The organism is Oleispirillum naphthae (genome assembly GCA_027864655.1).
GTDB lineage: Bacteria > Pseudomonadota > Alphaproteobacteria > Rhodospirillales > Rhodospirillaceae > Oleispirillum > Oleispirillum naphthae.
Genome location: JAQAZG010000006.1, coordinates 115,668 through 129,472, shown reverse-complemented (window position 1 = coordinate 129,472; position 13,805 = coordinate 115,668). Strand labels below are relative to the sequence as shown.

At 68.2% G+C, this 13,805-nt stretch carries 11 protein-coding genes; 9 read left to right on the top strand and 2 right to left on the bottom strand.

From position 1 onward, the window contains the following. Nucleotides 1-33: 33 nt before the first annotated feature. Together O7R11_RS08455 and O7R11_RS08450 are read left to right on the top strand one after the other, a co-directional pair. A complete protein-coding gene (locus O7R11_RS08455; RefSeq protein ID WP_337997066.1) occupies nt 34-2,988 on the top strand; it encodes a coiled-coil domain-containing protein in 2,955 nt (984 codons plus the stop codon). 240 nt (nt 2,989-3,228) lie between these two features. Next, the gene (locus O7R11_RS08450; RefSeq protein ID WP_337997065.1) at nt 3,229-4,575 is read left to right on the top strand and encodes a globin-coupled sensor protein; all 1,347 of its coding nucleotides are present in this window, start codon (nt 3,229-3,231) and stop codon (nt 4,573-4,575) included. A gap of 43 nt (nt 4,576-4,618) precedes the next feature. Here O7R11_RS08450 and O7R11_RS08445 read toward each other — a convergent pair whose 3' ends face one another. Further along, the gene (locus O7R11_RS08445) at nt 4,619-5,455 is read right to left on the bottom strand and encodes a fumarylacetoacetate hydrolase family protein (RefSeq protein ID WP_337997064.1); all 837 of its coding nucleotides are present in this window, start codon (nt 5,453-5,455) and stop codon (nt 4,619-4,621) included. Nucleotides 5,456-5,474: 19 nt separating this feature from the next. Then, nucleotides 5,475-5,978, bottom strand: a complete 504-nt coding sequence (locus tag O7R11_RS08440; protein WP_337997063.1) for a universal stress protein — start codon at nt 5,976-5,978, stop codon at nt 5,475-5,477. 141 nt (nt 5,979-6,119) lie between these two features. Here O7R11_RS08440 and O7R11_RS08435 point away from each other — a divergent pair, with 141 nt between their 5' ends. From O7R11_RS08435 to O7R11_RS08405, 7 genes are all read left to right on the top strand, one after another. Next, nucleotides 6,120-7,277, top strand: coding sequence for an iron-containing alcohol dehydrogenase (locus O7R11_RS08435; protein WP_337997062.1), 1,158 nt, complete (start codon nt 6,120-6,122; stop codon nt 7,275-7,277). Between the two features lie 9 nt (nt 7,278-7,286). Continuing rightward, the gene (locus O7R11_RS08430; protein WP_337997061.1) at nt 7,287-8,120 is read left to right on the top strand and encodes a phosphodiesterase; all 834 of its coding nucleotides are present in this window, start codon (nt 7,287-7,289) and stop codon (nt 8,118-8,120) included. A 170-nt stretch (nt 8,121-8,290) separates the two neighbouring features. After that, the gene (locus tag O7R11_RS08425; RefSeq protein ID WP_337997060.1) at nt 8,291-9,313 is read left to right on the top strand and encodes an amino acid ABC transporter substrate-binding protein; all 1,023 of its coding nucleotides are present in this window, start codon (nt 8,291-8,293) and stop codon (nt 9,311-9,313) included. Nucleotides 9,314-9,386: 73 nt separating this feature from the next. Continuing rightward, on the top strand, nt 9,387-10,556 hold the full coding sequence (locus O7R11_RS08420; protein WP_337997059.1) for an amino acid ABC transporter permease: 1,170 nt from the start codon (nt 9,387-9,389) through the stop codon (nt 10,554-10,556). A 3-nt stretch (nt 10,557-10,559) separates the two neighbouring features. Then, nucleotides 10,560-11,669, top strand: coding sequence for an amino acid ABC transporter permease (locus O7R11_RS08415; RefSeq protein WP_337997058.1), 1,110 nt, complete (start codon nt 10,560-10,562; stop codon nt 11,667-11,669). Between the two features lie 23 nt (nt 11,670-11,692). Next, a complete protein-coding gene (locus tag O7R11_RS08410; protein ID WP_337997057.1) occupies nt 11,693-12,454 on the top strand; it encodes an amino acid ABC transporter ATP-binding protein in 762 nt (253 codons plus the stop codon). A gap of 244 nt (nt 12,455-12,698) precedes the next feature. Beyond that, nucleotides 12,699-13,802, top strand: coding sequence for a polyamine ABC transporter substrate-binding protein (locus tag O7R11_RS08405; protein WP_337997056.1), 1,104 nt, complete (start codon nt 12,699-12,701; stop codon nt 13,800-13,802). Nucleotides 13,803-13,805: the final 3 nt, after the last annotated feature.

The following is a 13,805-nucleotide window of genomic DNA, read 5'->3' as shown; positions in this document are numbered from 1 at the left end:
CGAGAAGACCGTGCCGAAACCGGGGGATCTGTCATGACGCCGACGCCGAACGCAGCCGAAACGCCGATCGCGGAAGAACCGGTGGAAGCCGCCGCGCCGCCCGCGCAGGAGGCCCCGCAGACCGCGCCCGCGGAGCCGCAGGCGGAAGCCGCGCCCGCGCCGCGCCGCGCCGAGGCGCGGCTCGCGGTGGAGATTCCGCCCGCGCCGCTTGCCGAGGAACCGCCGCCGCCGCCGAGGGCGGAACCGGGCTGGGCGTGGAAGCTCGGCCTGGCCGCGTCGCTGGCGTGGGGCGGAGTCGTCGGCTATTCGTTGTTCCAGTCCGGATTCCCCACGCTTTCCGGTTCTTCCAGCCTGATCCCGTGGGAACTGGCGGCGTTTTCCGCCGGGGTGGCGCTGCCGGTGGCGCTGATCTGGCTGGTCGTCGCCTATCTCGACCGCGGCCAGCGCTTCGAGCGCGAAGTGGCGGAGCTGCGCGGCCTGATGCGCCAGATGGCCTATCCCTCCGGCGCTTACGAGGCGCGGGTGAAGGCGATCTCCGAGGCGTTGCGCGCCCAGGCGCAGGAACTCAACGACGCCTCGCACCGCGCGGTGCAGCAGGTGGACGGCGCGCGCAGCGCGCTTCTGCGCCACACCGAGGACCTCAACGCGGTGACCACCCGCATCGAGACCGACGCGACGCAGGCGGTGGAAGTGTTCGGCCGCCATGTCGCCGACCTGCGCGTCACCGCCGACGGCGCCACCGAGCGCACCCGCGCCACCGCCGCCGAACTGGCCAAGGAAACCCGTACGCTGAAGACCGTCGCCGACGAGACCCGTTCCGTCGGCTCCACCCTGGAGGCGGTGCTGACCGGCCAGGTGGAGGCGATGACCGATATCCTGCAGGGGCTGCGCGGCGTCACCGAGACGATCAGCCGCGAGTCCCGCAAGCAGGAGGACTCGATCACCCGCTCGGGCGAACTGGTGCAGGGCTACAGCGAGCGCATGACCCAGTCCCTGGCGACCCAGACGCAGATTCTCACCGACACCTCGGAGCGCGCCGCGGAACGCGTCGATGTCATCGCCTCGGCGCTCAGCGACCGGCTGAACGCGCTCGAGGCGCTGTTCCGCCGCCAGGAGGCCGACCTCACCCAGGCTTCCGAGACCCTCTCGGAACAGACCGGGCGGATCACCAGCACGCTCGCCAAGCAGGCGGCGCAGCTCAACCAGATCACCGAGACGGTGCTCGACCGCGTCAAGATCGTCGAGGATGGCCTCGAGATGCAGTCGCGCGAGCTTTCCACCGCTTCGGATTCGGCGATGGCGCGGCTGCGCGCGGTGGGCGACGCGTTCTCGCGCAAGGCGCAGGAACTGGTGGAAACCAGCGATCAGATCGACCAGAGCATCGCCGCGGTGGTCACCCGCTTCGAAGATCACGGCGCGCTGTTGCAGAATCAGGCGCGCGCCATCGGCCAGGAAAGCGCCGCCGCCGCGACGACGCTGGAGACCCGCTGCAAGGCGATGGCGCAGGCGATCGACGTGATTCTCGGCAAGGGGCAGGAGACCGGCACCCTGCTCAAGGACTACATCGCGGCGATGAACCGCGACGCGGAGCGCGCCGGCGAGATCGCCGACACCATCCGCGATTCCCTGCGCAAGCAGGCGGACGAACTGGCCGACGTGGTGCAGCTGGTGACGACGCAATCGCGTCTCGGCGAGGCGTCGATGAACCAGCAGAGCCGCCACCTCACCGAGACCTCGGGCGAGGTGCTGGAGCGCATCCGCGGCATCAACGACGTGATGCGCCAGTCCACCAACGAGCTGATCTCCGCCTCCTCCAAGGTCGGCTTCGAACTGGAAGCGGTGGGAGAACAGTTCCGCAAGCGCGGCCACGATGTCGGCGAGGCGGCGGAAGAGGCGGTGAGCCGCACTCTCGCCGCGGGCGAAAAGCTGCTCTCCCGCGTCGGCGAACTGCGCGGCGCGGCGGAGGAGACCCTTACCGGCCTGGATGCCGCGACGCGCGAGCTCGGCCAGAACGCCGGCGGCGTGAAGCAGATCTCGGAGGTCGCGAAAACCCGCATCGAGGAGATCGGCGAGGCGCTCGACAAGCAGGCGGAGCAGGTCGCCCGCGTCGCCGAGGAGGCGCAGAAGGCGCTCACCGCGTTCGGCGGCGCGCTGCGCGAACGCTCCATGGACTTCCTCAAGAATACCGACGAGGCCTCCAGCCGGGTGCGCTCCCTGGGCGACTCCCTGCACCAGATCGGCCGCGACTTCGACGACACCGCAGGGCGCAGCTCCGCCCAGGTGACGGTGGCGGGCGCGCGGCTGAAGGAGACCATCGAGCAGGTGGCGGCCACCTCGGCGCGCATCACCCAGCAGGTCGGCGACTCGCGCAAGGCCTTCAAGGTGCAGGCGGGCGAGCTTGCCTCCTCCGCCGAGGCGACGATCGACAAGGTCGCCACGCTGATGGACACGGTGCGGCAGAAGACCACGGAAATGGCCGCCACCGGCGAACTGCTGGAAGGCCGCGCGCACAAGATCGGCGCGCTCTTCGACCAGAAGACCAAGGCCATCCTCGCCTCCGCGGAAGAGGCGGAGGCGCGGGCGACGCGCCTGGAAAGCCAGAAGGCGGATGTGGAGAGCGACCTCTTCCTCAAGGATGCGGCGCAGGTGATCGAGCGCCTGCACGCGATCTCGGTGGACATCACCCGCGCCTTCCAGCCGAACATCGAGGAAGACCTGTGGAAACGCTACCACCGCGGCGACCAGGGGGCGTTCCTGCGGCATCTGTCGCGGTCGCTCACCAAGTCGCAGATGCTGGAGGTCAAGGATCTGTTCGAGGCGGACGCGGACTTCCGCGGCTTCGTCACCCGCTACCTCTCGGAGTTCGAGGCGCTGGCCGCGCGGGCGCGGCGCTCCGACCGTTCCGACGTGTTGCAGGCGGTGCTCACCGGCTCCGACATCGGCCGGGTCTACATGATTCTCGCCAAGGCGCTGGGCCGCGTGGATTGATCCCGCCGTTTCCGGCAAAAAGAAAGCAATAGGCGAATATCATCTCATAAAATGAAACCGGACGGAAATCGCGGGATTTTCGTCCGGTTTTATTTTTTCAGAAAGAATGACTCCAAGTTGTGGGCTTGGTCGTTCTTCTCGAACATTTGTGTTGACTGCCCCGGTGGAAAACAGACCAATGTGCGTTTGCAGGTGTGGGGAAGACCTGTGGGGAAATCCTTCTGGACAGGAATGAGGACCATGATGTTCGAGTTCGATGTGGACCGGGATACGCGATTGAAATTCATGCGTATCGACAGCCGGACGGTGGCGGCGTTGCGCGAAGCCTGGCCGCTGGTGCGTCCGCACCTGCGTGCGATTCTGGACGAATTCTACGATCATCTGCAGCGCTTCCCCGCTCTGGCGCGGTTGCTGGCCGGAGACGGCAAGACCGAGATGCTCAAATCGGCGCAGACCGCCCACTGGGAGCGTCTGTTCAAGGGGGACTTCGACGACGCCTATATGAAGCAGGTGATGGCGGTGGGTCAGGCGCATGCCCGCATCGGCCTGGAACCGCGCTGGTACATCGGCGGCTACACCCTGGTTCTCGGCCGCCTGATCGGCGAGATCGACCGCGCCTTCAAACGCCGCGCGGAAAAGCGCGGCGATCTGCGCGACGCGGTGACCAAGGCGGTGTTCCTCGACATGGATCTGTCGATCTCGGTCTACCACGAACTGGTGAAGGCGGCGGCGCAGGAACGCGAACACAAGCTCGAAGAGATGATCGTCGCCTTCGACGGCCATGTGGTGCGCTCGCTCGGCGAGGTCAGCGCCGCCCTGGTGCAGGTGGAAGCGGGGGCCAATGAGGTGGCGGGCGTGGCGCGGGAAACCAACATGCGCGCCAGCACCGTGGCGGCGGCGGCGGAGCAGGCGACCGCCAACTCCAACGCGGTGGCGGCGGCGACCGAGCAGCTTTCCGCCTCGATCGACGAGATTTCCGCCCGCGTCACCGACGCCAACCGCGTCGCCCAGGACGCGGTGGCGCAGTCCCGCAGCGTCGAGGCGGCGATGGAGGCGCTGGGCCATGCGGGCTCCCGCATCGGCGAGGTGGCCAAGCTGATCCAGGACATCGCCAGCCAGACCAACCTTCTCGCCCTCAACGCCACCATCGAGGCGGCGCGCGCGGGCGAGGCGGGCAAGGGTTTCGCCGTGGTCGCGGGCGAGGTGAAGCACCTCGCCAACCAGACGGCGCGCGCCACCGAGGACATCTCGGTGCAGATCGGCGGCATCTACGACGCCACCCAGGCCACCGGCACGGCGATCAAGAGCATCGTCGATACGATCAACCAGCTCGGCACGGACACCACGGCGATCTCCGCGGCGATCGAAGAGCAATCGGCGGCGACCCGCGAGATCGCCCGCAACGTCGGCGAGGCGGTGCAGGGCACGCAGGAGGTTTCCAGCAACATCGTGATGGTGAGCGGCAACGCCGAACGCACCGGCAGCCTTTCGGAAGAGGCGCGGATCGCGGTGACCCGGCTTTCCGGCACGGCGGACGCCCTGCGCGGCGAGATCGAGACCTTCCTGAAGAGCGTGCGGCAAGTCTGAGCCTTCGCCTCCGGGGCGGGCCGCGCCCGCCCCGAGGCCTCGTCTACGGGGCGGTCACGGTCTGGCGCTGGGTGCCGAGACCGGCGACGGAAAGCTCCACCACGTCGCCCGGCTTGAGGAAGAGCTTGCGCCCCAGCCCGACGCCCGCGGGGGTGCCGGTGGCGATCACGTCGCCCGGCAGCAGGCGCAAGAAGCGGCTGAGATACGACACCAGGAAGCGCACCGGGAAGATCATCTGCTCGGTGGAGCTGTTCTGCATCGCCTCGCCGTTGAGCGACAGCCGGATCGCCAGCGCCTGCGGGTCCGGCACCTCGTCGGCGGTCACCAGATAAGGCCCGATCGGGCAGAAGCCGGGAAACGACTTGCCCTTGCCCCATTGCCCCTGGCGCTTGAACTGGTAGTCCCGTTCCGAAACGTCGTGCAGCACCATGTAGCCCGCAACGTGGGAGAGCGCCTCCGCCTCGCTCACCTGGTGCGCCGCGGCGCCGATCACCACGCCGAGTTCCGCCTCCCAGTCCAGGCGTTCCGCGCCGGGCGGAAAGGGAATGGGGTCGAACGGCCCGGTGAGGCTGCCGGTGTGCTTGAAAAACAGAATCGGCTCCGGCGGCGGCTCGCCCTTGGTCTCGCGGGCGTGGTCGGCATAGTTCAACCCGATGCCGAGAATGTTGCCGATGCCGGTGAGCGGCGCGCCGAGGCGCTGCTCGCCCACCACTTTCGGCAGGCTCTGCGGGTCGAGCCCGCGGAGGTGGCCGAGCTGCGCCGGCGCGAGCGTGGCGGGGGTGATGTCGCCGACCACGGCGGAAAGGTCGCGCAGGCCGCCCTCGTCGTCGAGAAGTCCGGGTTTTTCCTGTCCTATCGGGCCGTAACGCAGCAGTCGCATGATCCAACCTCCTCGCAGCTCAATACAGGGTGACGGTGCGGATTTCCTCTTCGCTCAGGCTGCCGGGGATGATCGCCATCGGCACGTGGACGCGCCGCAGGTCCTTGCCCATCAGCGAGCTGATCAGCGGGCCGGGGCCGCCCTTTCCGGTGTTCGCGCCGAGCACCAGAACGTGCACCTGCTCCTGTTCCAGCAGCTTCAGCAGTTCCTCGCGGCGGTCGCCCTCGCGCAGGTAGATGATCGGCATCCGCCCCGAGACCTGGAAAGCGTGGTCGGCATAGGCATGCACCAGCGCTTCGGCCTCCTTGCGGCGGTCCTCGCGCATCGCGTCGCCGACGAAGGCGAAATGGTCCAGCTCCGCCGGTTGCATCACGTAGAGCATGGCGACGTGCCCGTTCGAGCGCTTCGCCCGCAGGCAGGCGTATTCGAGGGCGGGTTTCAGTTCCTCGGTGTCGTCGATCACCACCAGGAAGATACGGCCGTCGGTGGTCTTGGGTTCGGCTTCCGGGGTCTCGGTCGGCATGGTGTGGCTCCGTCCGTTGCCCCCAAAGGATGCGTCAAGGCGGGGGGCGTTTCAATCGTCGTCGTTCCGGCGGATTGCCGAGTGCGCCGCAAACGACGATATTGGTAGACCGAACCAACAGGATCGAAGGGGCGTTCCACGATGAAACCGTTTTCCTATGCCAACCCGACGCGCATTCTCTTCGGCGAGGGGCAGATCGCCGCGATCGCCAAACAGATTCCCGAATCGGCGCGGGTGCTCGTCACCTACGGCGGCGGCAGCATCAAGGCGAACGGCGTCTACGACCAGGTGATGAAGGCTCTGGCCGGGCGCGCCGTCGCCGAGTTCGGCGGCATCGAGCCCAACCCGCGCTACGAGACGATGCTGCGCGCGGCGGAGACCGCGCGGGCGGAGAAATCCGGCTTCATCCTCGCCGTCGGCGGCGGCTCGGTGATCGACGGCAGCAAGTTCCTCGCCGCGGCGCTGAAGTACGAAGGCCCGGAGCCGTGGGACCTGGTCACCGGCAAGGCGAAGATCAAAGGCGCGCTGCCGCTCGGCGTGGTGCTGACCCTGCCCGCCACCGGCTCGGAGAGCAACTGCGGCGCGGTGATCACCAACCAGGGGCAGGGGGCGAAGCTCGCCTTCGGCCACCCCGCGCTCTACCCGGCGTTCGCGGTGCTCGACCCGGAGACGACGCGCTCCCTGCCGCCGCGCCAGGTGGCCAACGGCGTCGCCGACGCCTTCGTCCACGTGATGGAGCAGTACCTCACCGTGCCCGCGGGCGGCATGGTGCAGGACGCCTATGCCGAGGCGCTGCTGCGCACCCTGATCGCGGTGGGGCCGAAGACCCTGGCCGACCCGGCGGACAAGGAGGCGCGCGCCAACCTGATGTGGGCGGCCAACCAGGCGCTCAACGGGCTGATCGCGGTGGGCGTGCCGCAGGACTGGGCGACCCACATGATCGGCCACGAACTCACCGCGCTCTACGGCGTGGACCACGCGCGCAGCCTCACCATCGTGCTGCCCGCGATGATGCGGGTGCGCGCCGCGGCGAAGCGCGCCAAGCTGCTGCAATATGCCGAACGGGTGTGGGACCTGCGCGACGGGCCGGAGGACGCGCGCATCGGCATCGCCATCGAGCGCACCGAGGCGTTCTTCCGCTCCCTCGGCCTGCCGGTGCGGCTGGCCGACGCGCAGCTTGCCCCCGAGGCGGTGCCCGCGGTGGTGGCCAACCTCAAGGCGCACGGCATGACCGCGCTCGGCGAGGACCGCGCGGTGACGCCGGAGGTGGCGGAAAAAGTCCTCGCCGCCGCGATGTAGGCGCGGGCGATGCGCATCGCCCAGATCAGCGATCCGCACGTTTCCGCCGACGGCCTGCCGGTGCACGGCCTGGTGGACACCGACGCGGCGCTGGCGCGGGTGGTCGCGGCGGTCAACGCGCTCGATCCGCAGCCCGATCTGGTGGTGGTGACCGGCGATCTGGCGCACGACGGGGATGCGGGCGCCACCGCCCGCGCCCACGACGCTCTTGCCGCCCTGCGCGCGCCGGTTCTGGTTTGCGCAGGCAATCACGACTGCGGCGATGCGGTGCGCGCCGCCTTCGGCCCCTTCCCCGGCGACGCGGGGGAGGGCGGCGTGGTCTATGCGGTGGAGGGGCACCCCCTGCGCCTGATCGCGCTCGACGCCTCCACCGGCGACCCGCTGCACGCCGCCCTGCCCGCGGCGCAGGTGGCGTGGCTTGCCGCGCGCCTCGCCGAGGAGCCGGAGCGCCCGGTCCTGATCTTCCTGCACCATCCGCCCTTCGACACCGGCATCGGCTGGCTGGACTCCATGGGCATCGCCCAGGGCCGCCACGAGATGGGGACGATCATCGCCGCGCACAAAGGCGTCGCGGCGATCCTCTGCGGCCACCTGCACCGCCCGATGCGCGGCGCGTGGTACGGCGTGCCGGTGCTCGCCGCGCCCTCGGTGATGGACCGCGTCACCTTCACCGGCCTCCGCCCCGACGGCTCGCCGGTGGCGGCGGTGACCGCGCCGCCCGGCTTCGTGCTGCACCGGTGGTCGGCGGAGGGCGGCCTCGTCTCCGAGCTGCGCTTCCTCGACGGTTACGCCGAGACCTGGCTCGCCGCCCGTCCGGACCCCGCCGCCGCGCCGAAGGATTAGGCGGCCTGCCCGCCAATCGGGCAACCGCTTCCCCGCCACCGCAACCGCTTTCATGCCGATGTCGCGTTTCCGCGGCGTTGCGCCGTTTGGCCCGGACCTTGCTGTGTCTGCCCAAGTGCCGAAGCATGTCCCGCCGGGGCGGGATGTCGAACTTCACGAGGGAGACGACTATGAAAGCGAGTCACTGGGTCATCGGGTTCGGTGTGCTGTCCGCCGTGGCGATGGCCGCCGCTCCGGCTTCCGCCGGAACCCTGGAAACCGTCAAGAGCCGGGGCCAGCTGGTCTGCGGCGTCAACACCAGCCTGCCGGGGTTCTCCGCGCCCGACGAGAAGGGCAAGTGGTCGGGCCTCGACGTCGATTACTGCAAGGCGCTCGCCGCCGTGGTGCTCGGCGACCCCGCCAAGGTGAAGTACGTGCCGCTCACCGCCAAGGAGCGCCTCACCGCGGTGCAGACCGGCGAGATCGACGTGCTCGCCCGCAACACCACCTGGACGATGAGCCGCGACACCTCGCTCGGCCTCAACTTCGTCGGCGTGGACTACTACGACGGCCAGGGCTTCCTGGTGAAGAAGGCGCTGGGCGTGAAGAGCGCCAAGGAGCTGAACGGCGCTTCGGTGTGCGTGCTCGCCGGCACCACCACCGAGCTCAACCTCGCCGACTACTTCCGCGCCAACGGCATGAAGTACCAATCCGTGGTGTTCGACACCGGCGACCAGACCCTGCAAGGCTTCAATTCCGACCGCTGCGACGTGCTCACCTCCGACCAGTCGCAGCTCTACGGCCTGCGCTCCAAGCTGCCGGACCCCGGCAAGGCGGTGGTGCTGCCGGAAGTGATCTCCAAGGAGCCGCTCGGTCCGGTGGTGCGCCAGGGCGACGACGCCTGGTTCAACGTCACCCGCTGGACCCTGTTCGCCTGGTTCAACCTCGAGGAAGCGGGCGTCACCGGCAAGAACGTCGGCGAGATGCTGAAGTCCACCAATCCGGACGTCAAGCGCCTGCTCGGCGTGGACTCCGACCTCGGCGCCAAGATGGGGGTCGGCAACGATTTCGCGGTGGCCATCGTCAAGGCGGTGGGCAACTACGGCGAATCCTTCGAACGCAACGTCGGCAAGGGCAGCCCGTTGCAGATTGCCCGCGGCCAGAACGCTCTGTGGACCAAGGGCGGCCTGATCTACGGCCCGCCGGTCCGCTGACCGGACGTTCGTAAGCCGGGAACCGGCCCCGGCGGCGCGCCGCCGGGGCCGGTTCCACCGCACAAGGATGCCCATGCAACCCACCCGCACGATCAAACCGTGGAACGACCCGAAAATCCGTGCCCTGGTTTTCCAGGCCGCGGTCATCGCCGCGGTCCTCTGGCTGGCCGTCACCCTGTTCCGCAACACCCTGCTGAACATGGAGCACCGCAACATCCAGACCGGGTTCGGCTTCCTCGGCCAGACCGCCGGTTTCGGCATCCTGTTTTCGCTGATCCCCTACGACGAGAGCTATTCCTACGGCCGCACCTTCTTCGTCGGCCTGCTCAACACCGTTCTGGTGTCCGGCCTCGGCATCGTCACCGCCACCCTTCTCGGCTTCCTCGCGGGGATTTCGCGGCTGTCGCGCAACTGGCTGGTCGCCCGCCTCGCCGAGGTCTATGTCGAGATCTTCCGCAACGTGCCGCTGCTGCTACAGATCTTCTTCTGGTATTTCGCGGTGCTGCAAACCCTGCCCGCGCCGCGCCGGAGCCTCAACTTCCACGACCTCGTCTTCCTCAGCAAGCGCGGCCTCTACGTTCCCGCCCCGGTGTTCGGCCCGGGCATGGAGTGGGTGGGCCTGGCGCTTCTCGCCGCGCTGATCGCGGTGTGGCGGCTCTCCCGCTGGGAGACCAGGCGCCGCGAGGCGACGGGACAGATCTTCCCGTTCTGGCGGGTGGCTGCGGCGCTGGCGATCGGCGCGCCGGGGCTGGTTTTTCTGCTCGCCGGGGCGCCGATGACCTGGAGCGTGCCGGCGCTGCGCGGCTTCAATTTCGCGGGCGGCGGCGTGCTGCTGCCGGAACTCGTCGCCCTGTGGTTCGCGCTCACCGTCTACACCGGCACCTTCATCGCCGAGATCGTGCGCTCCGGCATCCAGGCGGTGAGCCACGGCCAGACCGAGGCCGCCGCGGCGCTGGGGCTGAAGCGCGGCCAGATCATCCGCCTGGTGGTGCTGCCGCAGGCGCTGCGGGTGATCATTCCGCCGCTCACCAGCCAGTACCTCAATCTCGCCAAGAACTCCTCGCTCGCCACCGCCATCGGCTATCCCGACCTGGTCAACGTGTTCATGGGCACGACGCTCAACCAGACCGGCCAGGCGGTGGAGGTGGTGGCGATGACGATGAGCGTCTACCTCACCATCAGTCTCGTCATTTCGCTGGCGATGAACGGCTACAACAAGCGCGTCGCGCTGAAGGAGCGGTGAGCCATGGCCGAGAGCGACGTCTTCGTGCCGAAACCCAGCCTGCCGCCGCCCTCGGGCTCGGTCGGCGTCGCCGGGTGGATGCGCGCCAACCTCTTCGCCGGGCCGTTCAACACCGCGCTGACGCTGGTCGCGCTGTGGCTCCTCGTCTCCGGCCTGGTGCCGCTTTTCGACTGGGCGGTGCTGCGCGGCCACTTCTCCGGCGGCGATGCGCAGGCCTGCCGCAGCGGCGGCGCCTGCTGGCTGTTCGTCGGCGAGCGCTTCCGCTTCTTCATCTACGGGTTCTATCCGGCGGGGCAGGTCTGGCGGGTCAACATCGTGCTCGCCGTCACCGCGGCGGCGATCGGCGCGCTCGCCTGGCCGCGCACGCCGGGCAAGCGCTTCCTCGTGCCCGCCGCGATCGTCGGGGTGCCGGCGCTGACCCTGGCGCTGATGCACGGCGGGGTGTTCGGCCTGCCGGTGGTGGCCACCGACCAGTGGAGCGGCCTGACGCTGACCCTGGTGCTTTCCGTCGTCGGCATCGTCATGGCGCTGCCCTTCGGCATCGTCCTCGCCCTCGGACGGCGCTCCAAGATGATGGCGGTCCGCACCCTGTGCATCCTCTTCATCGAGGTGTGGCGCGGCGTGCCCTTGATCTCGGTGCTGTTCATGGCCTCGGTGATGCTGCCGCTGTTCCTGCCCGAAGGGGTGCAGTTCAGCAAGGTTCTGCGCGCGATGATCGGCATCGTGATGTTCGAGAGCGCCTACATGGCCGAGGTGGTGCGCGGCGGCCTCCAGGCGATTCCGCGCGGCCAGTTCGAGGCGGCCGCGGCGCTCGGCCTCGGCTACTGGCGGACGATGGGCCTGGTGGTGCTGCCGCAGGCGTTGAAGCTGGTCATTCCCGGCATCGTCAACACCTTCATCGCCCTGTTCAAGGACACCACGCTGGTCCTCATCATCGGCCTGTTCGACGTGCTGGCGACGGTGCACGCCACCATCGTGGACCCCGCCTGGCCCGCCATCGCGATCGAGGGCTACCTGTTCGCCGCGCTGGTGTTCTGGGTGTTCTGCTTCGGCATGAGCCGCTATTCCCAGGCCCTGGAGCGCAAGCTGCACACCGGCCACAAACGCAATTGACGCCGCCTACCGGAGTAAACGCGATGAGCGAATCCGCACAGCCGAAGCCCGACGTCGTGATCGAGATCGCGGCGATGAACAAGTGGTACGGCCCCTTCCACGTGCTCAAGGACATCAGCCTGCGGGTGCGCCGCGGCGAGCGCATCGTCGTCTGCGGGCCGTCGGGCTCCGGCAAGTCCACGATGATCCGCTGCATCAACCGCCTGGAGGAACACCAGAGCGGCGACATCGTGGTGGACGGGGTGACGCTCAACGAGGACTTGAAGAACATCGAGCACGTGCGCCGCGAGGTCGGCATGGTGTTCCAGCACTTCAACCTGTTTCCGCATCTCACGGTGCTGGAGAACTGCTGCCTCGCGCCGATGTGGGTGCGCAAGACGCCGCGCGCCGAGGCGGAGGCCGCGGCGATGACCTACCTGGAGCGGGTGAAGATTCCCGACCAGGCGCTGAAGTATCCTGGCCAGCTTTCCGGCGGCCAGCAGCAGCGCGTCGCCATCGCCCGCAGCCTGTGCATGAACCCGCGGGTGATGCTGTTCGACGAGCCGACCTCGGCCCTCGACCCGGAGATGATCAAGGAGGTGCTCGACGTGATGGTGGAGCTGGCGGAGGAGGGCATGACCATGCTCTGCGTCACCCACGAGATGGGTTTCGCGCGCAAGGTGGCCGACCGCGTGATCTTCATGGACGCCGGGCAGATCGTCGAGGAGAACGAGCCGGAGGAATTCTTCTCCCATCCCAAGAGCGACCGCACCAGGCTGTTCCTCAGCCAGATCCTCGAGCACTGAGGCGTCCGCTCCGCCGCCGCGCATTCCCTCGCAGGTGGAAGGGCTTGGCCGGTTGGGAACGGAAAACGCAATCCACCCTCAAAAACTGCGCAAGAGGTGGGCACGCCTCTTGTCGTTGACTGAAAATCAGTCCACATTCCGCCAAGAGAGAGGGGTCGTCTCCGCAAGGGGGGGCGGCTCCGCGCGTCCGGGACCGGGCGCGGACAGGGCAACGGGTTCTTTTTCTTCAGGGAGACCTCAACCGATGCGTACCGCCACTTGCGCCGCCTTCGCGGCAGCCATGACGTGCAGCTTGGCCGTTGCCCCCGCCCGGGCCGCGGACAAGGTCGTGCACCTCTACAACTGGAGCGACTATATCGCCGAGGACACGCTGGAAACCTTCACCAAGGAAACCGGCATCAAGGCGGTCTACGACGTCTACGACAGCAACGAGGTGCTGGAGGCCAAGCTCTTGGCCGGCAAGTCGGGCTACGACGTGGTGTTCCCCACCGCGCGCCCGTTCGCCATGCGGCAGATCAAGTCCGGCCTCTACCGCAAGCTCGACAAGTCGAAGCTGCCGAACCTCAAGAACATGGACCCCGGCCTGATGAAGGCGCTCGCCTCGATCGATCCGGGCAACGCCCATGGCGTGCCCTACATGTGGGGCACCACCGGCATCGGCATCAACGTCGATAAGGTCAAGGCGGCACTCGGCGAGTCCGCCGACATCGGCTCGCTGGCGATGATCTTCAAGCCGGAGAACGCGAAGAAGCTCGCCGCCTGCGGCATCTCCTTCCTCGACGACCAGGAAGAGACCTTCGCCATGGCGCTGCGCTACCTCGGCCGCGACGTGGCGACCAAGAACAAGACCGACATCGACGCCGCCGCCGAGGCGTTCAAGGCCATCCGCCCCTACATCAAGTACTTCCACGGCTCGCAGTACATCAACGACCTCGCCAACGGCGACATCTGCGTCGCCCACGGCTATTCGGGCGATATCCTGCAAGCCCGCACCCGCGCCGCGGAGGCGAAGAACGGCGTCAACATCCGCTACATCATCCCCAAGGAAGGGGCGGTGCTGTGGACCGACATGATGCTGATCCCCAAGGACGCCCCCAACCCGGCGGAGGCGCACGCCTACATCAACTTCATCATGAAGCCCGAGGTGGTGGCGAAGATCTCCAACTTCGTCTCCTACGCCAACGCCAACAAGGCGGCCAACGACCTGGTGGATCCGGAAATCCGCAACGACCCCGGCATCTATCCGCCGGACGAGGTGATGGCCAAGCTCTATATGCTGCCGGACAACGACCAGGCCCTGATCCGCTACCGGGTGCGCGCCTGGACCCGCGTCAAGACCGGCCAGTAAGCC

Bases quoted from the DNA above. Each gene is read 5' to 3' on its own strand.
- O7R11_RS08455 (WP_337997066.1), top strand. From the start codon at position 34: ATGACGCCGACGCCGAACGCAGCCGAAACGCCGATCGCGGAAGAACCG.
- O7R11_RS08450 (WP_337997065.1), top strand. From the start codon at position 3,229: ATGATGTTCGAGTTCGATGTGGACCGGGATACGCGATTGAAATTCATG.
- O7R11_RS08445 (WP_337997064.1), bottom strand. From the start codon at position 5,455: ATGCGACTGCTGCGTTACGGCCCGATAGGACAGGAAAAACCCGGACTT.
- O7R11_RS08440 (WP_337997063.1), bottom strand. From the start codon at position 5,978: ATGCCGACCGAGACCCCGGAAGCCGAACCCAAGACCACCGACGGCCGT.
- O7R11_RS08435 (WP_337997062.1), top strand. From the start codon at position 6,120: ATGAAACCGTTTTCCTATGCCAACCCGACGCGCATTCTCTTCGGCGAG.
- O7R11_RS08430 (WP_337997061.1), top strand. From the start codon at position 7,287: ATGCGCATCGCCCAGATCAGCGATCCGCACGTTTCCGCCGACGGCCTG.
- O7R11_RS08425 (WP_337997060.1), top strand. From the start codon at position 8,291: ATGAAAGCGAGTCACTGGGTCATCGGGTTCGGTGTGCTGTCCGCCGTG.
- O7R11_RS08420 (WP_337997059.1), top strand. From the start codon at position 9,387: ATGCAACCCACCCGCACGATCAAACCGTGGAACGACCCGAAAATCCGT.
- O7R11_RS08415 (WP_337997058.1), top strand. From the start codon at position 10,560: ATGGCCGAGAGCGACGTCTTCGTGCCGAAACCCAGCCTGCCGCCGCCC.
- O7R11_RS08410 (WP_337997057.1), top strand. From the start codon at position 11,693: ATGAGCGAATCCGCACAGCCGAAGCCCGACGTCGTGATCGAGATCGCG.
- O7R11_RS08405 (WP_337997056.1), top strand. From the start codon at position 12,699: ATGCGTACCGCCACTTGCGCCGCCTTCGCGGCAGCCATGACGTGCAGC.